The following is a 21,964-nucleotide window of genomic DNA, read 5'->3' as shown; positions in this document are numbered from 1 at the left end:
TCCTCGCCCCGAGGTGCCCTAGCGGGCGCTTCCGGAGCGCTGGCGCAGCGCATCCAGGTAGGACGGGCCGATGAGCGTGACGTCGCCCGCGCCCATCGTCATGACAAGCTCGCCGGAGGAGACGTGGGAAAGCAGGTGCTCGATGAGCTCGCGGCGGTTCGTAATGCACGTGACGGGCTTGCCGGGGTTTGCCTGCTCGATCTCGGCGGCAACCGTGCGGCCGGACACGCCGGGGATGGGCATCTCGCCAGCGGAGAACACGTCCATGACAACGACGTCGTCCGCATCGGCGAACGCCGGGCCGAACTGGCCCGCCAGCATCTGCGTGCGCGAGTAGCGGTGCGGCTGGAACACGACATGCACCTTGGCACGCCCCAACTGACGCGCCGCCTTGAGCGTCGCGGCGATCTCAGTGGGGTGATGGCCGTAGTCGTCGATGACGCGGATGCCGTCCTGTTCACCGACGGTCTCGAAGCGGCGGTGCACGCCGGCAAAGCTCGATAGGGCCTCGGCGCACGCTTGGGCGTCGAGCCCCAGCGCGTCGCCAAGCGCCATGACCGCCGTCGCGTTCAGCGCGTTGTGCGCGCCCGGGTTGTGGTCGAGGTGCAGCTCGCACGTCAGACCGCTCGGCAGCGTGACCGAGAAGCGGTTCTCGCCCGGCGCGTCGTCCTTGAGTGCGCACACGACGTCGTTCTCCGGACCGAAGCCGTACGTGATGACGCGGCGGTCACACGAGCGCGCCAACTCAGGCACGCGCGGGTTCTCGCCGCAGACGATGAGGGCGCCGTCCTCGGGGATGGACGCCATGAGCTTGCAGAACGTCTCCCCGATGGCCTCGAGCGTGCCGTAGTGGTCCAGGTGGTCTGCCTCGATGTTCGTGACGATGACGTAGTTGGGGTCGAGGAACAGGAATGACCCGTCGCTCTCGTCAGCCTCAGCCACGAAGTACGGGCCGTCGCCGTTGTTGCCGTTGACCTCGTAGCCGTCGATGATACCGCCGATGAGAAACGTCGGCGACTTGCCGAGCTTATCGAGCATCGTGGCCGTCAGCGAGGACGTCGTCGTCTTGCCGTGCGTGCCCGCCACGGCGATCGTGACAGCGCCACGCGACAGGTACGACAGCATCTTGGCACGCGGCCACACGTCGATGCCCAGCTCGCGAGCACGCATGAGCTCGGGGTTCGTCTCGGGGATAGCGCTTGAGATGACGACGACGTCGGGCTTCACACGATCGATGGTCTCGGCCCGGTGCCCAATCGTCACGTCGAGGCCGTCGCGCACAAGCGGACGGGTGTAGCGCGACTGCTTGAGATCCGAGCCGCTCACCGTGTAGCCGCGCTGGTGCAGCACCAGGGCGATGCCGCTCATGCCGGCGCCGCCTATCCCGATGAAGTGCACGCGCTCGAAGTCGCGCGTGGAAGCCGAGGGCGTCGCGCCCTGCGTCGTCTGCAGCATGGATGCCGCTCCCTTCCGTTCGACGGCCGCTCCGCGGCGAGCCCCTGCCCGTCCGCCCAGCACAGCCGTCGCGTACTTTTGCCCTATGCCGTCATCTTAGGCCGACCTGCCTCAGCGCGACGCGCCGGCGCCCCTGCCCATGGCCGCCTCCACAGCATCTGCCAGCCGTCCCGCCGCCTCGTGAGCCCCCAGGCCTTCCAGCCCCGCACGCATGGCCGCGCGCCGCGCGGCATCGTCGACGAGCCCCAGCAGCGTCTGGGGGAACACGGCGTCGTCGAGCTGGGCGTCGTCGAGCAGCTCCGCTCCTCCGGCGTCGACGAGCAGGCGCGCGTTGACGGCCTGGTGGTTGCCCGTCGCAAACGGGTAGGGCACGAGCAGGGCGGGCACGTGGCGCGCCGCGATCTCGGCGATGGAGCTCGCCCCGGCGCGCGAGAGGACGACATCGGACGCCGCCAGCATGGAGCCCATGTCGTCGATGTACTCCATGACGCGCCAGCGCTTCGCCTGCTCGGGCGTCAGCGCCAGCTTCTCGACCTCCATGGCGTAGTCGCGCTTGCCCGTGCCGTGCAGCACGTACAGGTTCTCGCGCGAGAGAAGCTCGTCTTTGAGGCTGGCGATGGCCTCGTTTATGTGCAGCGCACCGAGGCTGCCACCGAACACGAGCAGCACGGTGGCGTCGTCGGGCAGACCCATGCGGGCGCGTGCGTCCGCGCGCGTCGGCGCAAGCACGAGCCGGCGCACGGGGTTGCCCGTCTCGATGACGCGCGTCTGCGGCCCCGTCTTGCCCTCAAACGCGGGGCGTGCGGCGGGATACGTCAGCGCGAGCGTGTCAGCCGTGCGCGCCAGCATCTTGTTGGCCAGACCGGGCACGGAGTTCTGCTCGTGCAGCACAAGCGGAATGCCGAGCTTCGCGGCGGCGCGGCCGAGCGGCACCTCGACGTAGGCGCCAAAGCCCACGGCGACCGCCGGACGACTCTCGCCCGAAAACTCGCTCGTCAGGCGCTTCGTCGCGCGCGAGACTTTCAGTGCCGCCGTGAAGAGTGTCCAGGGGCGCGACCGGTCAAAGCCGGCGACGTCGAGCCCCTCGAACGCAAAGCCCTGCTCGGGCACGAGGCGCGACTCCAGGCGGCCCGGCGTGCCGAGAAAGCGCACGTCATGGCCGCGGTCGCGCAGCTCCTCTGCCAGCGCCAGCGCCGGGTTGATGTGTCCGGCCGTCCCGCCGGCCGCTATCGCCACGATGCTCATTGCGAGCCTCCCTTGTCTGGGGGTCTGGATGCGTGTCGTCCGTGCCGCGTCGACGCGGGCGCTGCGGGCGCGAGGGGGTGTCCTCCAGAGGCGCCGATCCGCCGCCCTCCACGACGCGCAGGTTCGCGTGCGTACGGGAGCGCCGCGCCGGAGCCTCGCGCTGCTCGCGCCTCGTGACGTTTGCCACGGACAGTATGAGCCCCACCATAATGTACGTTGCGAGCATGGATGAGCCGCCAGCCGAGATGAACGGCAGGGGACGGCCCGTCAGGGGAAGGATGCGCAGCACGCCGCACATGTTCACGAGCGCCTGGATGAGCAGACAGCACGTCAGGCCGCCGGCAAGCAGCTTGCCTGCCTCATCCGTCGCCTGCCGCGCAATGCGCAGGCCCGCCCAGCCGAGCAGGCAGAACATTCCGACGACGAACAGCGTGCCGAGCAGCCCGAGCTCCTCGCCGATGACGGCGAACACGAAGTCGTTCTCCGCCTCGGGCAGGTAGGAGTACTTCTGGCGCGAGTTGCCCAGGCCGACGCCGAAGAAGCCGCCCGACGAGAACGCGAACAGGCTGTGGCGCACCTGCCAGCCCTGGCCGTAGTAGTTCTCCGTGTTCGTGTAGTCAAACGGGTCAGTCAGCCACGACGAGAAGCGGCTCGAGCGATAGCCGGCCGTCGCGATCATGATGGCCGCGAGCACGGCGAGCAGGAGAAACGCAACGACGGCCCACCAGCGCGGCCAGTCTGTCAGCAGCATCATGCAGATAAGCGCCGTGGCAAGGATGATGAGCGTGCCGAGGTCCTTCTCGAGCAGGATGAGCGCAAACGGGACGACGACGCCGAGCGCGACCAGCAGGAAAAAGCGCTGGAGGGTGATCTCTCCCGAGATGAGCGCCGTCACGATGCGCGCCGCCACGAGAATGACGAGGATCTTCGCGAACTCCGACGGCTGGAGGCCAAACGAGCCGATGTAGAGCCAGCGCGTGGCGCCGAGGCCCTCCGTGCCGACGACGAGCGTCGCGCCAAGCATGACAAGCGTGGCCAACCACAGGACGATGAGCATCTTGCCAAGCCAGAACTGGTAGGGAACGCGTACGAGGATCGCGGCCGCGACGAGCCCGATCGCAATGAAGCGCGCCTGTGCCATCAGCTCCTGGAACGGGTTTCTGCCGTCGTCGATGAGCTCAATGGACGACGCGGAGAACACCATGACGAGACCGAACAGCGTCAGAACGGCCACCGCGACCATGAAGAGCGTGCGCGGCGATGTCAGGTCAGAAAGCAGGATTCGTTTGTCACGCGGCTGGGACTCCGCTGTACGGACGGCCTCCGACGCGCCCTCGCGAGCGTCGTCTCGCCCCGCGCCGCGCAGCGTCATGACGCAGACCCCGGTACCGCGGCGTCGGATGAGTGGGTCGCCGCGAGCTCGGCGACCCACGCCTGGAACGTGGCGCCACGCTCGACATAGCCGCTGAACTCGTCAAACGACGAGCAGGCCGGTGAGAGCAGCACGACGTCGCCCGGGCGCGCCGCGCGCACGGCCTCGCCAAACGCGTCGCACATCTTGGGTACGCACGCAATGGCGCACGTACCCGCCTCCCCCGTCGCGCGCATGCGGGCGCGCGCCGCCTCGAGGGCGTCGCGGAAGCGCTCGCCCGCCTCGCCGTACGTGACGACGACGCGCGCAGAGCGCACGCACATGTCGGCGAAGGCCGTGAGCTCCGTCCCCTTGTCATGACCGCCGAGCAGCAGCACGAGCGAGCCGGGCTCGAACGAGCCGACAGCCTTCTCCGTCGCGTCGACGTTCGTGCCCTTGGAGTCATCGAAGTAGCGCACGCCGTCAACCTCGCCGCACGGCTCGATGCGGTGCGCCAGCGGCGCGAAGGCGCGCAGAGCGTCGACAAGCGGCTCGTCGGCGGCGCCCAACTCGAGGGCACAGGCGCAGGCGGCAAGCGCGTTCAACACGTTATGCGCGCCAGGGATCTGAAGCTCGTCCACGCGGGCAAGCTCGTGCTCGGCGCCGCGCAGGCGAACGACGAGGCGCCCGTCGCGCACCCACGCCGCGTCGAGATCGTCGGCCTGCGGAGCGCGCCCCAGCACAAGCGTGCGCACCCCGCGTGCGTGCAAACGCTCCCCCACCCCGGCGCACGTCTCGTCGGGGCCGAGCACGGCCAGGTCGTCGGCACCCATGTTCGCGAACAGCTTTTCCTTGGCGGTGGCATATGCCTCGAGTGTGCCGTGCCACTCCACGTGGTCGGGCGTCACGTTGAGCAGCACGCCCACACGCGGGTGCAGGCGCGACGTCGTCTCGAGCTGGAAGCTCGACAGTTCGGCGACGAATACCTCGTCTGCGAGGCGCTGCGCGACGCAGGCGATGGGCGGCAGGCCGATGTTGCCCACGGCCTGGGACGCGATGCCGCAGCCCTCCAGCAAGGCGCAGGCCAGCGACGTCGTCGTTGTCTTGCCGTTCGTGCCCGTGATGCCCACCCAGTTTGCCGGGCTCTCTCGCCAGGCGAGCTCGGGCTCGCTCACGAGCTCGCGACACGCGGCGCGGGCGCTCGCATAGAACGCACCCGTCTGCGGGACGCCCGGGCTCACGACGCCCAGGTCAAAGCCGCGCTCGAGCTCGGAGCCGCGCACGACGTTAACGCCGCGCGCCGCGAGCTTGGCCGCCTGATCGAGCGTGTGGCGCGTGGGGTTGTCGCCCACGTACACCGTCAGCGACGAGACGCGAGAAGCCGCCGGTCCCATCAGGTAGTCGGCGGCGGCGCGCGTCGAGACGCCCAGGCCTATGAGTGCAACGTCTCCCAGCTCAGGTCGGCCGGTCGGTGTCGTCGCGTCGTCCTCGTCATGCGTCGTGCACGTCATGCGAAAGGTGCCCCCTAAAGCAGCTGGAAGTACAGGCCGAAGCCGATGGCCGCAAACGCCGCCGCGATGATCCAGAAGCGCGTGACGACCGTCGTCTCCGCCCACCCCTTCTTCTCGAAGTGGTGGTGCAGCGGCGCCATGAGAAACACGCGGCGCCCAAAGAAGTGGAAGCTGATGACCTGGATCATGACGGACAGCACCTCCATGAGGAAGATGCCGCCGATGATGAGCGAGTACACCTCGGTCTTCGTCAGCACAGCAAGGGCCGCGAAGCCCGTGCCCAGCGCCAGCGAACCCGTGTCGCCCATGAAGATCTTAGCCGGGTAGCAGTTGAACCACAGAAAGCCGATGCACGCGCCCACGCAAGCGAACGCGAACACGGACAGCGCAAGGTCGTCGGAGCTGAAGGCCACCATGCCCATGACGCCCAGCGTGACGGCAGAGCAGCCGCCGCACAGCCCGTCAAGGCCGTCGTTGAGGTTCACGGCGTTAGACATGCCCGCCATGAGCAGGAAAACGAAGATGACGTAGAGCCACGGCACATAGATGCCGCCGGCCACGGGGATCGTGAACGCAAGCACGCCCAGGTCGATGCCGAAGCCGCCCGGCAGCGTCACGACGGGCGAGATGTCGAGCATGTTGACCGCGAGCAGGCAGAACGCCACGCTGATGATGCCCTGGCCTATGAGCTTGGCACGCGGCGTCAGGCCGAGCGAGCGCTTGTGCGCCACCGACTCGAAGTCGTCGAGAAAGCCCAGGGCCGCCGTGGCGACGGTCGCGAACAGCACGAGCGCGAGCGAGACGCCCCACGGCGCCCACAGAAGGCACGTCAGCAGGATGGCGATGAGCATGATGACGCCGCCCATCGTAGGCGTGCCCTGCTTCTTGAGGTGGCGCTGCGGACCGTCGGCGCGGATCTGCTGGCCGATCTTGCGGTACCTGAGCAGCTTGATCCACCACGGCATCAAGATGAGCGTGATCGCCGCCGCCACGAATATGGCGATGAAGACGACGAACGTGGGGTATTTGGTGATGCCAGCGAGCATTACCGCATCACCCCTGCGACAACGGCGTCAAGGCCCGTGGAGCGCGACGCCTTGACGAGCGCGACGTCGCCGGGCGCAAGCAGACCGGCCAGCACGGGGACGGCAGCCGCGGCGTCGGCGACCTCGAACACGTGCGCTGGGTCCATGCCCATAAGTCGCGCGGCCTCGGCCGTCTCGTGCGAGAGAGCACCGACGCACACGAGGTCGTCGATGGGCTTGGCCGCCGCATAGGCGCCGATGACAGCGTGCAGCAGCCCCTCGCGCTCCCCGAGCTCGCCCATGTCACCGACGCAGGCAACGCGGCGATTGCCCGGCAGCGTGCACAGCACGTCGAGCGCGAGGCGCATGGAGTCGGGGTTCGCGTTGTACGAGTCGTCAATGACGGTATAGCCCGCCGGGGCCTGTAGCACCTGCTGGTGCATCTTGAGCGGGGCCACGCCCTCAAGCGCCGCGGCGATGGCGTCGGCCGGGATGCCCAGGCCGTCGCCCAGCGCCGCCGCCACGAGCGCGTTGCGCACGTTGTGCGAGCCGGGAATCGCCAGGTGCACGTGGCACGTGGCGCCCGACGGCAGCGCGAAATCGGCGGAGGCACAGCCGGCCTCGTCCATGGAGATGTTTGTCGCGCGCGCATCGTCGCCCTGAGACGTTCCGTAGCGAACGACGTCGACACCGCGCGGGCCAGCTACCTCGTCGGCGATCCAGCCCGTGAAGTCATCCTCGCCCCACAGCAACACGCGGGAGGGCACGGCGGCTTCACGGTCGGTGGGCGGCAGTGCCTCGACAAGCTCAGCCTTCGCGGCGGCGATGGCCTGGCGGCTTCCGAGAATGCCGATGTGGGCGACGCCGACGTTCGTGATGAGGCCGATGCGCGGGCGTGCCACAGCAGCCAGCGTCGCAATCTCCCCGGGATGGTCCATGCCCATCTCGACGACGAGCGCCTCGGCGTCGGCCGGGCACGACAGGATCGTCAGCGGGACGCCGATGAGGTTGTTGTAGTTCGCCTCGTTCTGGTGCGTCTTGTAGCGTGTGGCGAGCACGGCCGCGACCATCGTGCGCGTCGTCGTCTTGCCGCTGCTGCCCGTGACGCCCACGACAAGGGCGTCGAGCTGATCGCGCCACCAGGCAGCGAGGTCCTGCAGGAAGCGCTCGCCGTCCTCGATGCGCAGCAGGGCGACGCCCGCCCCGCTCGCCTGCGCGACCATTGCCGTGTCGGGGTCGCGCGTCATGGCAACGGCGCCGACGCCCGCCTCAATAGCCGCGCACACGTAGTCGTTGCCGTCGACGCGCTCGCCGGGCAGCGCGACGAACAGGCCGCCCTCCCCTACCTCGCGCGAGTCGATGGCGACGCCGAGCACCTCGCGCGTCTCGGGGCCGCACACAAGGCGAGCCTCCGTTGCCTCGACGATCTGACGGACCGTGACTCGAACCATGGCGACGTCCATCCTCCCGATCGCCACCCTCCGACGCGACGAGGCGACCGGAAGGGCGGGCGATGCTCCGATAGTCCCAGGCCTGCCGGGGGCGTTGCGGGCGACCGTTCGCCCATTCAACCTCCGGGACCCGCAGTTCTCGGGACGCAAGCGCCCCGCACAGCGTGCAAAACAGCGTCAACCTGGCGTTTACCAGGAGGGCGCTATGTCGAGCTTCGTCAGCGTCTCCTGCATGATAGCAGCCCATGGAGCGCCGGCGCTGGTGCCCTGATGGGCCATATCCACCTCGTCAAAGAGAATATAGACCAGGGCTTTTGGATCCTCCGTCGGGCCGAAGCCCATGAACGACACCGTGAACGAGTCCTTGGCGTAGGCGCCCGTGTTCGGGTCGAGGCGCTCGGACGTACCCGTTTTTGCCGACAGGTTATACCCGTCGATGGCGCCCGTCCTGCCGTAGCCGTTGACGACGACGCTGTTCATCATCCAGCCGACCTGCTCGGCCGTCGCCGTGGCGATGACGCGCTCGCCGCGCTCGTACGTGACCTCCTCGCCGCCCTTCGAGATGAGGAAGTGGGGCTGCACCGGCACACCCTCGTTGGCGATGGCGCCGACAGCGCGAGCCATCTGGATGGGCGGCACGGCAAAGCTCTGGCCGAACGCCATGAACTGCCACGCCCCGCTGTAATCCTTCAGCTCCGGGACGATGCCCGTCGCCTCTCCGGGGTAGTCGATGCCCGTCGCGGTGCCCACGCCGTACTTGGCCAGGTACTGCGAGAAGTGCTCTGCCCCGACACTCTCCGCGCACAGCACGGCGCCGACGTTGGAGGAGCGCTCGAGCACCTGCGTGAGCGTCATCTCGATGAAGTCGGCGCGCGCGTCCGCGTCACCGACCCAGCTGTCGCCGACCTGGATCTTGGCCGGCGCCGGGTAGACGGTGTCGGGCGTCGCGATGCCCAGGTCGATGGCCATGGACGCCGTCAACGGCTTCGTCGTTGATCCCGGCTCGTACGAGTCCGTGATGCCGCGCAGCTTGAGCGCGTCTGACGTGGCAAGGTCAAGCCGCGATGGGTCGAGGAAGGGCGTCGAAGCGCACGCCAGGATCTCGCCCGTCTCGGGGTGCATGACGATGGCCACGCCGTCGCCGCAGTTCCACTCGTCGATGGTGCTCGCCAGCGTCTCCTGCGCCGTGCGCTGAATGTCGACGTCGATGGAGATGACGATGTTCGTGCCGTCGATCGGGTCGACGCGCTCGCTTTGACCGCCGACGACGGGCGCGCCGTCGCGACTGCGCTCCTCGATGAGCGAGCCGTCCGTACCCGTGAGGAGATCGTCGTAGTAGAGCTCGAGGCCCGTGAGCCCCTTGCCCTCCTCGCCAACGCAGCCAATGAGGTTGCCTGCCACCTCTCCGAGCGGGTAGACGCGGCGAGAGTCTTCCAGATAGGAGATGCCGCCGAGCTTGAGCTCCGAGAGGCGGGTCTTCAGCTTCTCGGCGACGGCGGGGTCGACGCGCTTCTCGACGTAGACGAACGACAGCGTGTTATCGCTGATCAGAGCCGCGTATGCCGTGGCCGAGCCACCGAGTATCTCAGAGAGTGTGTTGGCCGTCGCGTTGATGTCGGCCGTCTTTATCTGCTTGGGATTCGCGTAGACCGTCGTAGCGTCCACGCTCTGCGCAAGCAGGATGCCGTTGCGGTCATAGATGGCGCCGCGCCGGTAGGGCAGCGTAATGTTCGCCGTGCGCTCCGTCTTGGCGGCCGAGGCGTACGCGCCCGTCTTGACGGTCTGCAGCCACCCCAGTCGTATGGCGACGACAGCAAACGCACCTCCTAGGCCGAGCTCGAGAAGGTGGCGCCGGGTGAACTCTTTCGCCTTCGCCAGAGATGATTTGACGTTGTCGGGGATCTCAGGACGCGTGGAAACCCGCGCACCGCTCTTGCTGCTCTCCGCAGATGCCGCTTTTGCCGAAGATTGCTCTTTATCGGCTTTTTCCTGGCGTTTCTTCACAAAGTCTAACGGTGAATCTTGCCCTTTTGTTGAGCGTAAGCTTGATGGTGAGTCTTTAGAGGTTTTTTTAGCTGTTTCCGCAGATGAGGGGCTCCGTTTTGCATTGGAGCCCCTCTGGGATGCCCTCGGCATGTCAACAGGGGCAGAACCGCCCGAACGGGAGCGCCGCGGTCGAGAGCCCTGCGCGCCCGATCGCGCGCTGTCAGAGCGCTTTCCCTCTTCGCCCGAGCGCGTCGAGCCCCTCCGCTCGGACATGAGCTACTCCGTTGCGTCCTGGGACACGGTGCCGGAGTTATCCGCCTGCGCGGCCTGAACGTCCATGGAGGCAACCTGGCCCGCCGGGACCATGCCGTAGACGTTCGTAGCGATAGACTTCACGCGCGCGGCGTTGCCGTACACGGACTGCTGGACCTCAAGCTCGCTACCCAGGGCGCGTGCCTCCTCGAGCTGAGACGTGAGGTCGCGGTTCTGCACGAGCACGGTGTACGTGTTAGAAATGATGGCAACGCGTGCGACGCAGATGGCAACGAAGCACACCGCAACAACAACGGCAGCCTTGAGGGCATGGGCGGCAAGCGGTGACAGGCTCGGCTCAGCCTGAGAGCGCGTAGCCTGGCGCGAGCCCTCAACGACGCGCAGACGAGGGCGCACGTTGGACTCTCGCCGCGAGCTCTGCTCAACCTCGGCGTGCTCAAGCTGCTTCTCAGCAAGGTTTCCGTGCACATACGCCATATCGCTCACCTCCCCTTCCCGATAGAGAGCGCCGTGTTTCGCCACCCGACGCCCCATGGGCATCAGGCGAGCGAATCACCGGCGCATTTGCGCGCCCATCGCAGCTTTGCGCTGCGCGAGCGTGGATTTGTCTCAAGCTCCTCGGCACTCGGGACGCGCGGCTTGCGCTCGTCGAGTTCCAGTACCGGCACACACCCGCACGTGCATACCGGGATGTCCGGCGGGCACGTGCACGTCTGAGAGCGCTGCCTGAACAGCGTCTTGACGATGCGGTCTTCAAGGGAGTGGTAGCTGATGACGCAGATGCGCCCGCCAGGATTCAGCCAGCGAACCGCAGCGTCCAACCCCTCCCTCAGCACATCCATCTCGTGGTTCACCTCAATGCGCAAGGCCTGAAACGTCTTGCGAGCCGGGTGATGGCCTCCCGTGCGCCGCTGGGACGCGGGGATTGCCGCCTTGATGACGTCCACGAGCTCCAGCGTCGTCTCGATGGGGGCGCGACGGCGCCGCTCGACCACGAACTTGGCGATGCGAGCGGCCCACTTCTCTTCCCCGTAGGTGCGTAAGATCCGGGTGAGGTCGGCTTCGTTGTAGGTGTTGATGACCTCAGCTGCGGTTAGGGTTTGTGTCCCCGGGTCCATGCGCATGTCGAGTGCGGAGTCCTCATGGTACGAGAACCCCCTGGATGGGATGTCAAGCTGCGGGGAGCTCACGCCCAGGTCGAACAGGAAGCAGTCGACGCCGGGCACCTCGGCCTGCTGGAGCAGGGAGTCGAGCTGTGAGAAGTTCCCCTTGAGCTGGAGAGACGCGACTTCGGGTATGGTTGCCCGGATGCGCTCCGACGCCGTTGCCAGGGCGAGGTCGTCCTGGTCGATGCCGATGAGCAGTCCGGACGGGCTGCAGCGTCTGCCCAGCTCAAGGGAGTGACCGGCGCCGCCGAGCGTGCAGTCGCACACCACGTCGCCATCACTTGGAGACAACGTCTCCAGAACCTCCCCGAGCATCACAGGGATGTGCCGGTATTCGAGTGTCAAGGCGCCCTCCTGGTCCGCCATGGCTAGAACGTAAGGAACTGCTGGGCGGCGGCCAGGCGTGCGGCGTACACATCGCGGTTCATGAGCTCGATGTGGTCAACCGCGCCGACGATGGAGACGTCCTTCTCCAGGCCCACGTTCTGGCGCACCTTCGAGCTGATGCTGATTCGACCGGCCGAGTCGATCTCGGTGTCCTCAGCACTCGAGGTGAGCGCAAAGCGCGCGGCAGCGATGGCCGCCTCGCGCCCCTCCGCCAGATCGGCGAGCTTCGTGCGCACGTCATCGACGTAGGCGCGAAAGCCCTCCGTGGTGAAGATCATGACCGTGTTGCCCTTCGGAACGATCTTGAGCTCAACGGGAAGATTTCGACGGAACTTGGCAGGCAGGGAAACGCGGCCCTTCACATCGAGCGTATGATCGTAATTGCCCGTGAAGAACGCGTCGCGCGTGCCGTCCTGCTCCATCTCCTCCTCCCCTCGAGCGTGAGACCGAATCCGACTCCATCAGAGCGTGCTCATATACTACCGCATCCCATCCCACTTCATGCCGAGATATCCCACTTGATGGGCAATTCATCCCCCAGCATGGGCACGCATGGCCTTTTGCAGCCCAGCCGCCACGCCTCCGACCACAAAATATGGGGGTCTACGATGTCCCGACCCCTAGCACGGGGCCTCGGCTGTGCGGGGGACGGCGTGTCATGGCAGTGAAGAATGTGTGCCCCGAGGTGGTGACGCCTGGGACATCCCTGTGGTACCACAGGTGCAAAATGGCCATTTACCTGCACATATGCTGTTTATCAATCCAGAGTTGAGGCCACTCGGACCACAGAGGCACCGCCACGGTGGGATGACGTGGGGGATGAGGTGGGATGGCAGGAATCTGCCATCGCAGTGGGATGGGGTGGCACTGTGGGCCCACGGGCACCCCAGGGGTGTCTGGGTGGGACGGAGTGGGGCGATAGCCCTGGAGAACGCAGTGGGATGGGGTGGCATGGGCCACACGCGCCTGTCGGTACACCAAAAATCGAGCGTGCAAGCCCATAGTGGGATGGGGTGGCATGCAGGTGGGGATGGCGAGCCCCTCACAGCCCCGCAGTGATGCCCGCCGCGCATCCCATGTGGGATCAACGATCCATGGCGTGGGATGCGCCCCAGCGCAGGGGCGTGAGCTATGCGGCCCGCTCCCCTGCCGTCCGGCGATGGTGGCGGCCCACGAGCACGCACGTCACGACGCAGCCGACGATGCCCAGCGCGCTCAGCACAGCCCCCTCGCGCAGATACGGCGTCACGTACGTCAGACGTACCTCATGCGTGCCGGCCGGAAGCTCCACGCTCATGAAACCAAGGTCCGCCTTGTGGATCGCCGCCGGCTGCCCATCGACCGTGGCGCTCCAACCGTCGGAGTACGCCACGCTCAAGAAGAGCTGGGCGTCGGTGTCGGAGCTCGCCGTGCAGCTGATCTCGTTCGTCCCCAGGGTGATGTCCCTGGCGCCGGCGGCCGCGAGCTCGCCGATGCGCTCGTCCACACCCGCCATGGGCTGTGACACGACAGACATCTCGTCAAACGAGTAGATGCCAGGCTGCGTGAACGTGAGCGTGAGCTGCGCGCGGCCCTCGTCGTCGTAGCCGACGTTGGCCAGCCACTCGTGTTTGCCGCCATACATGTGGTCGTTTGCGTTCATCTGATAGATCGTGCTGGCCGCCCCCGGAGCGCTCGCGACAATGGTGCCGTTGGTCACCTCAGCCCTGAACGGCTCCGCCAGCAGCGTCTTGAGGCGACCGATAAAGCCCTTGGCCGCCCACTCGGCGTCGGTGGCTCGCTCGCGATACGAGATGTCCTCGTACGTGAGACCGCTGGTGTAGAGATACGTCTCGGCGTCGCCCGGCGCATTAAACGTCAGCGTCAGGCAAGCGCCGGCCCTGCGCACGGTGACGGATGTGCCCGCCTCGTCGACGTCGCAGCCCGACGCGCTCGCGATCTCGTACGGGATCTCCTGCGCAGCGCCGATGCCATCCCGCCCGGACGCGACCTCGTCACCAACGTTCTCCAGGCCCGTGGCCTCGTCGTCGCCCTCAAGCACAACGCCCGCCAGCAGGGCGCGCTGGCGATCGGCCATCGGCAGCGCCTCGTACTGCGCACGCGTCAGGTAGCTGTCGGCAACGAACGCCAGCGGCGCCACAACGTCTGCCTCGAGCAACCGGTAGTGGTCCTCTCGCCCGGGACCCTCAGCGATAGTCGTGGCATCGGCAAACGTCTCGGGTACCATAGCGGCGTGCTCGTCGTCCACGTAGTAGTAGCGCACGCCAAGCAGGCCCTCGAGCATGGCGCGGCTGTTGAGCCCGCCATAGCGGAAGTTCGTACCCTCCGTGTCCACGAGGCCGAGGCTCGTGTTGAGGTCGTCGATCCCCTGGCTATATATGCTGTTGTAGTAGTCGGGCGTCATGAGGCCCGTGATGAGCCCCGAGTTGTGCACGCCCGAGGCAACGGGCGTCGTGCGGTCGTAGCGATACGTCTCGTCGTACGTCGCGCCCGCAGCCTGCGCGTCGCCGACAAAGCGCGCCACCGCGTTCGTTGAGTGGAACTCCCACAGGCGGTTGAAACCCATGAGCGTCCAGGCGCGCCCTCCGTAGTACGGCGACAGAAGCGTGACAAACGTGACGACGCCCGAGAGCACAACGCAGCACGTCAGCGCCGCAAGAGCGCGCGGTCGCGGCCAGGAGCTGGCAGAGAGCACGACGGCAACGGAGCAGACGAGCACGACGAACGTCGCGGCAAACGACAGGTCGGCGCTGGGTAGTGGCAGGGCAAAGCATGCGACGCCATACAGGGCGACAACGAGAGCGAGCACGCGACGCTCGTGACGCGACGTGGAAAGCAGCTCGGGCAGCAGCTTCGCGATGGCGTAGGCGCCCAGAAGCCCATACGCCCACGACCAACGGTCCGTCGCGTACTCGAGGCCGTTCATAAGGCGGCCGAACGCCGGTACGAGCATCATGATCGTCAGCACGACGAACGACAGCGCGAGACCCTTGTGCTTGCGCCAACGCGCGAGCAGCAGCACAAACGCGAGCGCGCTCAAGGCGTTGAAGCCGCTGTAGGCGTCGCTGCCCAGGTCGGCGGCGCCGATGAAGCGCACGAAGAACCGTTCGTAGACCGACAGTGCATACAGCAGGTCATCCGAGCGGGTCACGCCGAGGCGATCGGCCCCCATGAGCGACATGACCTGCGGGAGCAGCAGCACGCAGCCGGCGAGCAGCGCCAGCATGACATACCCCACGAATATGCCAACCCACTTCAGCAGCCGCAGGGCGCGCCCATGGCGCGGCACGCCCCGCTCGACGCCGAAGAAGAAGCGCACGAGGCAGTACAACACAAGCAGGATGCAGATCATGTAGGCGTCGTAGAACGAGGCAGCGAACTCCCAGGCAAGCACCGCGAGGAATAGTGCGGGGCTGCGGCGCTCGAACACGAGATCCGCGCCGCGCAGGACGAGCGGGAACGTCACCATCGAGACGATGAAACTCGGCTGGGAGAACACGACGACAGCGTTGCCGGCGAACACGTAGGCGACAGCACCGAGCAGCGTGCCCGCAGGGGAGGCGCCCCGGCCGCGCGCCCACAGCGAGAACGCCAGGCCGGCGCAGTACAGCATGAGCAGCATGACAGCCTCGAACGCGAACTCGGCGAAGCGCTCGGGAACGAGGGCCGACACCAAGTAGAACGGGTTGACGAATGTGCCTGAGTATGCCTGGATGATGTCCGTGCCATAGCCGGCGTCCATCGTCCACATCGGCAGGGCAAACGTGTGGGTGATAAAGATGTTCGAGAGCAGTTCGCGCACCCACTGGCCCGTGTAGACGAACCAGACGTACTGCTGCGAGAGGCCGTCGACCTGCCAGATGAGCGACTTGCCCGACGCAAGCACCGTGAACAGCACCGGAAGCCACGCGAGCGCGAACAGCAGGAGGAACAGCAGGGCGTAGCCGCGCCGCGTCTGCAGGCAGCGGCGCGCCCACGCGAGAACGGCGTCGAGCGCGCGCTCAAGCCGACCCGCACGCACCCCCTGGGAGTCTGTGAGATCGTTTGCAACCGCGTCGTGCTCTGTGGGTACGCTGCGCATAGGACGTACGACCCGCCTTCGTCGGCCCGGCAGTGCACTCGTTTTTTGAGCGGCTCCCTCGCCTTCGCAAGGCACAAGCCAGGCGTGCCAATACAGTGAAAACTATCCTATAGGGCACTCAAACCCAGTATGATGGTTTGCCATACGAGCGCCAATGGCACGAGGGCGCCTCTACAGATTCGACCGACAGGAAGGTCGCGTGATGGTTGACTTCAACGTCCCGCCGCACGTGGGGACCGAGCTCTCCTATATCCAGCAGGCCCTCGACAACCGCAAGATCTGCGGTGACGGGCCGTTCACGAAGAAGTGCTCCGCCTGGATCGAGCAGCGTTTCGGAACACCTCGCTGTCTGCTCACGACGAGCGGCACGACGGCTCTGGAGATGGCCGCCCGGCTGTGCGGCATCGAGCCTGGCGACGAGGTCATCATGCCCTCGTACACGTTCTCCTCAACGGCGACGGCCTTCGTACAGGTCGGCGCCCGCCTCGTGTTTGTGGACATCCGCCCCGACACGATGAACATCGACGAGACAAAGATCGAGCACGCCATCACCGACAAGACGCGCGCCATCGTCGTCATGCACAACGCGGGCATCTCCTGCGAGCTGGACACCATCATGGCAATCGCGCGCGCCCACGGCCTCAAGGTCGTCGAGGACGCCGCCCACGCCCCGCTCGCCACATACAAGGGCCGCCCGCTTGGCTCTATCGGCGACTTTGGCTGCCTGTCGTTTCACGAGACGAAGAACTACTCCATGGGCGAGGGCGGCGCGCTGCTCATTAACGAAACGGGCGACGAGGGCATCGCGGCCGTAGAGAAGGCCGAGATCATGCGCGAGAAGGGCACGGACCGCTCCAAGTTCATGCGAGGCCAGGTCGACAAGTACACGTGGGTCGACTACGGCTCGAGCTACCTACCGAGCGACCTGCTCGCCGCCCACCTGTGGGCCCAGCTCGAGCGCGCCGACGACATCAACGACGACCGCCGCGCCACATGGTACGCCTACGACGAGGCCTTCCGCCCGCTGGCCGAGCGCGGCCTGTGCGAGCTGCCGCACGTGCCAGAGGGCTGCGTGCACAACGCGCACATGTACTGGCTGAAGCTCGCCGACATCGAGCAGCGCACGGAGTTCATCTCCTACCTCAAGGAGCACGGCGTGTGGTCGGTGTTCCACTACGTGCCGCTGCACTCGGCCCCGGCCGGTCTGCGCTTCGGGCGCTTTGACGGCGACGACGTCTACACGACGCGCGAGAGCGAGCGCCTCGTGCGCCTGCCGATGTACTACGGCCTGAGCGCCGAGGACCGTGCCCACGTCATCGAGACGGTGCGGTCTTACTTCGAGGGCCGATAGCCGATGAGCAACGACACGCAGGCACAGGCCACCGCGAGCGAGCCGAGCTCCGAGCAGCATCGCCTGCTCGTGCTCGGCTCCATGGACGAGTTCGTCGGTCTCGTGGACATGGCGCGCTCCCGCGGCTACGAGACGATCGTGGCCGACGGCTACCCCGACGGCCCGGCCAAGCCCCACGCTGACGCCGCCTATAACGTGGACGTGCGCGACGTGGACGCCCTGGTGCGGCTGGCACGCGACGTGCGGGCCGACGGAGCCATCGCGTCCTTCTCCGACGTGCTGTTCGAGAGCCTGTGCCGCCTGACGCACGAGGCGGGGCTCTACTCGTACTGCCCACTCGACGGCATGGCAAAGCTGCGCGACAAGCGCCTCATGTTCGCGATGTTCGACGAGCTGGGCATCCCCCGGCCGCAGGGCCGTACCGTGCACCGCGGCTCGGTGGAGGCCGACTGCTCTGACCTGCGCTTCCCCTGCGTCATGAAGCCCGTCAACGGCTACGGCAGCTACGGCATCTTCGTCGTGCGCTCAGCGGCAGAGGTCGCGGCGCACTTCGACGAGACGGCCTCCGTCGGCAAGGACCCCGACAGCGTGCTTGTCGAGGAGTACGACGAGGGCGCTGAGATCAACATGATCGCCTGGGTGGCCGCCGGTCGCGTGCACGCCATCTCGCTGGCAGACCGCGAGAAGTGTCCGCTCGTCGAGGGCGGCGTGCCCGACGTTGTGCGCATCGTCTACCCGAGCCGCTACGCCCTCGACGCCGCGCCTGCCGCCGTCGACATCCTGCAGCGCGTGGCCGACTACGTCGGCATGCAGGATGGCCCGCTGTCCATGCAGTTCTTCTGGCACCCTGAGGACGGCTCGCTTGCCGTGTGCGAGGTCGCCGGGCGCGTCCTGGGCTACGAGCACGAAAACGTCGAGATCGGCAGCGGCCTGTCCATCGAGCAGCTGCTGCTCGACCTCACCTACGACCGGCCCGCCATGCGCGCGGCCGTGCAGGCCCACCGCCTCGGGGACTTCTCGGGCGTCAGCTTCGTCGTGAACTTCCACGCGCGCCCGGGCTGCAGCGGCGTCGTCACGGACGTATCGACCGCCCGGGACATGCTGGGCTGGCCCGAGGCACTCGCTCCCTCCATGCTGCACTATCGCGTGGGAGAGACCGTCGGTCACGGCAAGGGCGCCAAGCCCTACGTCGCCCGCGTGTTCTGCCACACGCAGACGCGCGAGGAGGCCGACGAGCTGACGGCCCGCCTGTTCCGGGGCTTCTCCGTGCGCGGTGCGTCCGGCGAGGAGCTCACCTGCCGCGAGAGCTTGCCGTTCATGGAGGAGTGGGGCGCATGAGCGACGTCCGACCAGTGTCCGCAACGCCGGGGGCCCCGCTCACGGTGTCCGTCGTCATCCCGTGCTATCGCAGCGAGCAGACGATCGCCAAAGTCGTGCGCCTGACGCGCGACGAGCTCGTGCGCGCGGGCTACGCCTACGAGTTCGTGCTCGTGAACGACTGCTCGCCCGACGGCACGTTCGCGCAGATCCGCTCCCTGTGCGAGGGGGATCCCTGCGTCAAGGGCATTGACCTCATCCGCAACTTCGGCCAGCACGGTGCCATCATGGCCGGCTTGCACGAGACGACGGGGCAGCTCATCCTGCTCATGGACGACGACATGCAGACGCACCCCTCACAGGTGCTGCGCCTGCTCGACAAGATATATGAGGGCTGGGACGTCGTGTTCGCCGACTACGGCGACGCTGGGCTGCGGGAGAGCTGGTTCCGCCGCCTGGGCTCGCGCTTCGCCGAGTGGACGTCGCGCGTGCTCACAGGCCAGCCCAAGGACGTCTACGCGTCGAGCTTCTTCGTCATGCGCGACTATGTGCGCGACCACATGATCGAGTACACCGGGCCCTACCCTTACATCGAGGGGCTCGTGTTTCGCGCGACGAAGCGCGTGACGTCGACGCCCGTGCAGCACTTCGAGCGCGAGGTCGGCACGTCTGGCTACACGCTCAAGGCGCTCGTGCGGCTGTGGTCGTCCATCCTGGGTCTGTCCATCGTGCCGCTGCGCATCGCGCTTGCCGCCGGCGGCGTGCTCGCAGTCGTCGGCGTCATCTGGGCGCTCGTCATCGTCATTGAGCGGCTACGCGGCGTCGTGACGCAGGACGGCTGGAGCTCGCTCATGGCCTCGCAGCTCATCTGCTTCGGCGCCGTGCTCGTGTTCCTCGGCCTGCTCGGTGAGTACCTGGGCCGTCTGTCGCTCACCGTGGGGCGAGCACCCCAGTACGAGGTGCGCTCGGCGCTCAACTGCCCCGATGGCGTCGACCAGGACGCGCGCTTCGTGAGGCCCACGCCCACGGCAGGTGCGGGACATGAAGCCAAGGCGAACTCCCGAGAGGAGCAGCGATGATCGACCCCATCCCACAGTCGGCGACCGCCTGGGGCGAGCTTGAGACGCCGTGCTTCGTGCTCGATGAGCCTGAGCTGCGCGCGAACTTCGACGACTTCACGGCGGCGCTGCACGCGGCCTGGTCGCCCCTGGGGCGCGTCGCCTACTCCGTCAAGACGAATCCGCTGCCGTGGATCCTGAGCGTGGCCCGCGAGCAGGGCTGCATGGCCGAGGTCGTGTCGGGCGACGAGTTCGCGCTGGCACTCGAGTGCGGCTTCGACCCGCAGGACGTCATATTCAACGGGCCTGTCAAGCCGCGCGCCTGGCTCGAGTACGCGCTGGCGCACGGCACGGTCGTCAACCTCGACAGCGTGCGCGACGTCGCGTGGACGAAGGACTGGGCAGCCAAGCACCCCGGCCAAGCCCACGTAGGCGCGCGCGTTGGCGTCGACGTCGAGAAGTTCTGCCCCGGCGAGACGATCACGGGCGACAACGGCGGGCGCTTCGGCTTCTGCTACGAGAACGGCGAGGCGGTGCGCGTCATCCGCGAGCTGCAGGAGGCCGGCGTCGACGTGTGTGGCCTGCACATGCACGTGACGACGCTCAGCCGCAGCCAGCGCGTCTACGAGGTGCTGGCCCAGCACGCGGCTGCCGTTGTGCGGGAATGTGGTCTGACGCCGCGCTTCATCGACATGGGCGGCGGCTACTACGGCGGCGGCAAGCGCAACGCCGGCGCGTATGACGCCTACGCTGTCACGATGGCCAACGTGCTGCGCGACGTGGCTGATCCCACGAGCTGTGCGCTCTACGTCGAGCCGGGCGGTGCCGTCGTGTGCACGCCGGGACGCTACGTCGGTCGCGTCATCGACGCCAAGGACACGTCGCACGACCGCTTCGTGACGTGCGAGCTGTCGCGGCTCAACATCGACCACGAGATGAAGAAGACGAAGCACCCGATCCACTTGCTCGACGAGCACGGAGAATGCGAGCTCGTGGGCGTGGACGCTTCTGCGGAGGGCGCGGGCTCGTCCGCGCGCGAGACGGTCTCCGCTGAGAGGCCCGGCGCCGTCAATCCCGGCACAGCCGAGCGCCGCGTGCTGGCACGCCAGGTGCTGTGTGGCTTCACATGCATGGAGAGCGACCGCCTCTGCGTGCTTGAGGACAAGCCCGAGCTCGCCGTGGGCGACGTGCTGCTCATCGACTTTGCCGGTGCGTACTCCATGAGCTTCACGCCCGGCTTCTTCATCGAGCACGCGCCCGCCGTCTACGCGCGCGACGAGCAGGGCACCTGCACGCTCATCCGCCCGCTCGCCTCGGGGCAGGTACCCTCGGGTAGCGCCGAGGCCGCGCGATGAGGACGCACGCGCGCTCACTGCTGGGGCTGCACCTGCTGCTGGCGCTGTATTCCGTCACGAACATCTTCTCGAAGCTCGCCAGCGAGCAGAGCTTTCTGAGCTGGCAATTCGTCGTGTACTACGGCATGGTGCTGCTCATCCTGGGCGTGTACGCCATCGGCTGGCAGCAGGCCATCAAGCGCATGCCGCTCACGACAGCCTACGCCAACAAGGCCGTCACCGTCGTGTGGGGCATCGTGTTCGGCGCCGTGCTGTTCGGCGAGGGCATCACGGTGCCGAAGGTCATCGGGGCGGCGCTCATCATCGCAGGCGTAGTATGGTTCGGCATCGAGGACGGCCGCTGCCAGGCCGAGCTCGAGGCCCAGATGCGGGCGGATCTCTCCCGAGTCGGGGAAGGCACTGTCCCCAGTGCTCAAACAGCTTCGGCGCCACAAAGTGGCGCCTGCAGAACTGCGCCTGGGGACAGTGCCTTCCCCTCCTGTGCGCATCCTTCCGCAGCTGGGCTCGAGGTCGACGGGGCGGACCGGCCTCGTGACCTCACGCTTGAGGGGGGAAAGCGAGGTGACGTGCAATGACGCCGACGATGTTGGTGTATGCGGGTATCTTGCTGCTGTCGGTGCTCATCAGCGCCATCTCGCAGGTCATGCTCAAGAAGAGCGCGCTCAAGACGTACGACACACCTGTTCAGGAGTACCTCAACCCGCTCGTGATCTTTGCCTACGTGCTGTTCGTGGGGACGACGCTGCTGTCCGTCATCGCCTATAAGGGCATTCCGCTGTCGCTCGGACCGGTGCTCGAGTCGACGGCGTACATCTATGTCACGCTGTTCGGCGTCCTCATCTTCAAGGAGCGCATGACACGTGGCAAGGTGGGCGCGCTCGTGCTTATCATTGCTGGCATCGTGGTGTATTCGTTCGGATTGTAGGCGTCAGACGCAACGCATGCTAGGATG

General features: G+C 67.0%; 17 protein-coding genes. 6 read left to right on the top strand and 11 right to left on the bottom strand.

Annotated elements, in window-relative coordinates:
* Window positions 1–18 precede the first annotated feature (18 nt).
* The 11 genes from KHZ24_07260 to KHZ24_07210 all read right to left on the bottom strand — a co-directional run bounded on the left by KHZ24_07260 (window position 19) and on the right by KHZ24_07210 (window position 15,931).
* Window positions 19–1,455 carry a UDP-N-acetylmuramate--L-alanine ligase gene (locus tag KHZ24_07260; GenBank protein MBS5450993.1) on the bottom strand — a complete coding sequence of 479 codons (1,437 nt, stop codon included), beginning with the start codon at window positions 1,453–1,455 and terminating at the stop codon, window positions 19–21.
* A gap of 111 nt (window positions 1,456–1,566) precedes the next feature.
* Complete coding sequence (murG, locus tag KHZ24_07255; protein MBS5450992.1) at window positions 1,567–2,700, bottom strand: undecaprenyldiphospho-muramoylpentapeptide beta-N-acetylglucosaminyltransferase; 1,134 nt, start codon at window positions 2,698–2,700, stop codon at window positions 1,567–1,569.
* On the bottom strand, window positions 2,609–3,943 hold the full coding sequence (locus KHZ24_07250) for a cell division protein FtsW (GenBank protein ID MBS5450991.1): 1,335 nt from the start codon (window positions 3,941–3,943) through the stop codon (window positions 2,609–2,611). The genes murG and KHZ24_07250 overlap by 92 nt, the downstream gene beginning before the upstream one ends.
* Window positions 3,944–4,068: 125 nt before the next feature.
* Window positions 4,069–5,562: a UDP-N-acetylmuramoyl-L-alanine--D-glutamate ligase gene (gene murD / locus KHZ24_07245; GenBank protein ID MBS5450990.1), complete on the bottom strand. Its 1,494-nt coding sequence runs from the start codon at window positions 5,560–5,562 to the stop codon at window positions 4,069–4,071.
* Between the two features lie 14 nt (window positions 5,563–5,576).
* Complete coding sequence (mraY, locus tag KHZ24_07240; GenBank protein MBS5450989.1) at window positions 5,577–6,608, bottom strand: phospho-N-acetylmuramoyl-pentapeptide-transferase; 1,032 nt, start codon at window positions 6,606–6,608, stop codon at window positions 5,577–5,579.
* A complete protein-coding gene (locus KHZ24_07235) occupies window positions 6,608–8,038 on the bottom strand; it encodes a UDP-N-acetylmuramoyl-tripeptide--D-alanyl-D-alanine ligase (GenBank protein ID MBS5450988.1) in 1,431 nt (476 codons plus the stop codon). Before KHZ24_07235 ends, mraY begins: the two co-directional genes overlap by 1 nt.
* A 189-nt stretch (window positions 8,039–8,227) precedes the next feature.
* A complete protein-coding gene (locus tag KHZ24_07230) occupies window positions 8,228–10,042 on the bottom strand; it encodes a penicillin-binding protein 2 (GenBank protein MBS5450987.1) in 1,815 nt (604 codons plus the stop codon).
* Between the two features lie 258 nt (window positions 10,043–10,300).
* Window positions 10,301–10,774: a hypothetical protein gene (locus KHZ24_07225; protein MBS5450986.1), complete on the bottom strand. Its 474-nt coding sequence runs from the start codon at window positions 10,772–10,774 to the stop codon at window positions 10,301–10,303.
* Between the two features lie 62 nt (window positions 10,775–10,836).
* The gene (rsmH, locus tag KHZ24_07220; protein ID MBS5450985.1) at window positions 10,837–11,829 is read right to left on the bottom strand and encodes a 16S rRNA (cytosine(1402)-N(4))-methyltransferase RsmH; all 993 of its coding nucleotides are present in this window, start codon (window positions 11,827–11,829) and stop codon (window positions 10,837–10,839) included.
* A 2-nt stretch (window positions 11,830–11,831) separates the two neighbouring features.
* Window positions 11,832–12,272, bottom strand: coding sequence for a hypothetical protein (locus KHZ24_07215; protein MBS5450984.1), 441 nt, complete (start codon window positions 12,270–12,272; stop codon window positions 11,832–11,834).
* A 707-nt stretch (window positions 12,273–12,979) separates the two neighbouring features.
* Window positions 12,980–15,931, bottom strand: a complete 2,952-nt coding sequence (locus KHZ24_07210; GenBank protein MBS5450983.1) for a YfhO family protein — start codon at window positions 15,929–15,931, stop codon at window positions 12,980–12,982.
* Between the two features lie 202 nt (window positions 15,932–16,133).
* On the opposite strand from KHZ24_07210, the gene rffA reads away from it, so the two are divergent.
* From rffA to KHZ24_07180, 6 genes are read left to right on the top strand one after another with little or no spacing between them, the layout of a single operon-like run.
* Window positions 16,134–17,282 carry a dTDP-4-amino-4,6-dideoxygalactose transaminase gene (gene rffA, locus KHZ24_07205; protein ID MBS5450982.1) on the top strand — a complete coding sequence of 383 codons (1,149 nt, stop codon included), beginning with the start codon at window positions 16,134–16,136 and terminating at the stop codon, window positions 17,280–17,282.
* 3 nt (window positions 17,283–17,285) lie between these two features.
* Window positions 17,286–18,620: an ATP-grasp domain-containing protein gene (locus KHZ24_07200; protein ID MBS5450981.1), complete on the top strand. Its 1,335-nt coding sequence runs from the start codon at window positions 17,286–17,288 to the stop codon at window positions 18,618–18,620.
* Window positions 18,617–19,678 carry a glycosyltransferase family 2 protein gene (locus KHZ24_07195; protein MBS5450980.1) on the top strand — a complete coding sequence of 354 codons (1,062 nt, stop codon included), beginning with the start codon at window positions 18,617–18,619 and terminating at the stop codon, window positions 19,676–19,678. The genes KHZ24_07200 and KHZ24_07195 overlap by 4 nt, the downstream gene beginning before the upstream one ends.
* Entirely contained in the window at window positions 19,675–21,012 is a 1,338-nt protein-coding gene (locus tag KHZ24_07190; GenBank protein ID MBS5450979.1) for a hypothetical protein, read from the top strand. The genes KHZ24_07195 and KHZ24_07190 overlap by 4 nt, the downstream gene beginning before the upstream one ends.
* Entirely contained in the window at window positions 21,009–21,587 is a 579-nt protein-coding gene (locus tag KHZ24_07185) for an EamA family transporter (protein ID MBS5450978.1), read from the top strand. Before KHZ24_07190 ends, KHZ24_07185 begins: the two co-directional genes overlap by 4 nt.
* The gene (locus KHZ24_07180; protein ID MBS5450977.1) at window positions 21,584–21,937 is read left to right on the top strand and encodes an EamA family transporter; all 354 of its coding nucleotides are present in this window, start codon (window positions 21,584–21,586) and stop codon (window positions 21,935–21,937) included. Before KHZ24_07185 ends, KHZ24_07180 begins: the two co-directional genes overlap by 4 nt.
* Window positions 21,938–21,964: the final 27 nt, after the last annotated feature.

The organism is Coriobacteriia bacterium, assembly GCA_018368455.1.
Lineage (GTDB): Bacteria > Actinomycetota > Coriobacteriia > Coriobacteriales > UMGS124 > JAGZEG01.
Note: the sequence above shows the minus strand (reverse complement) of the source record. Positions and strands in the feature narration are given on the sequence as shown.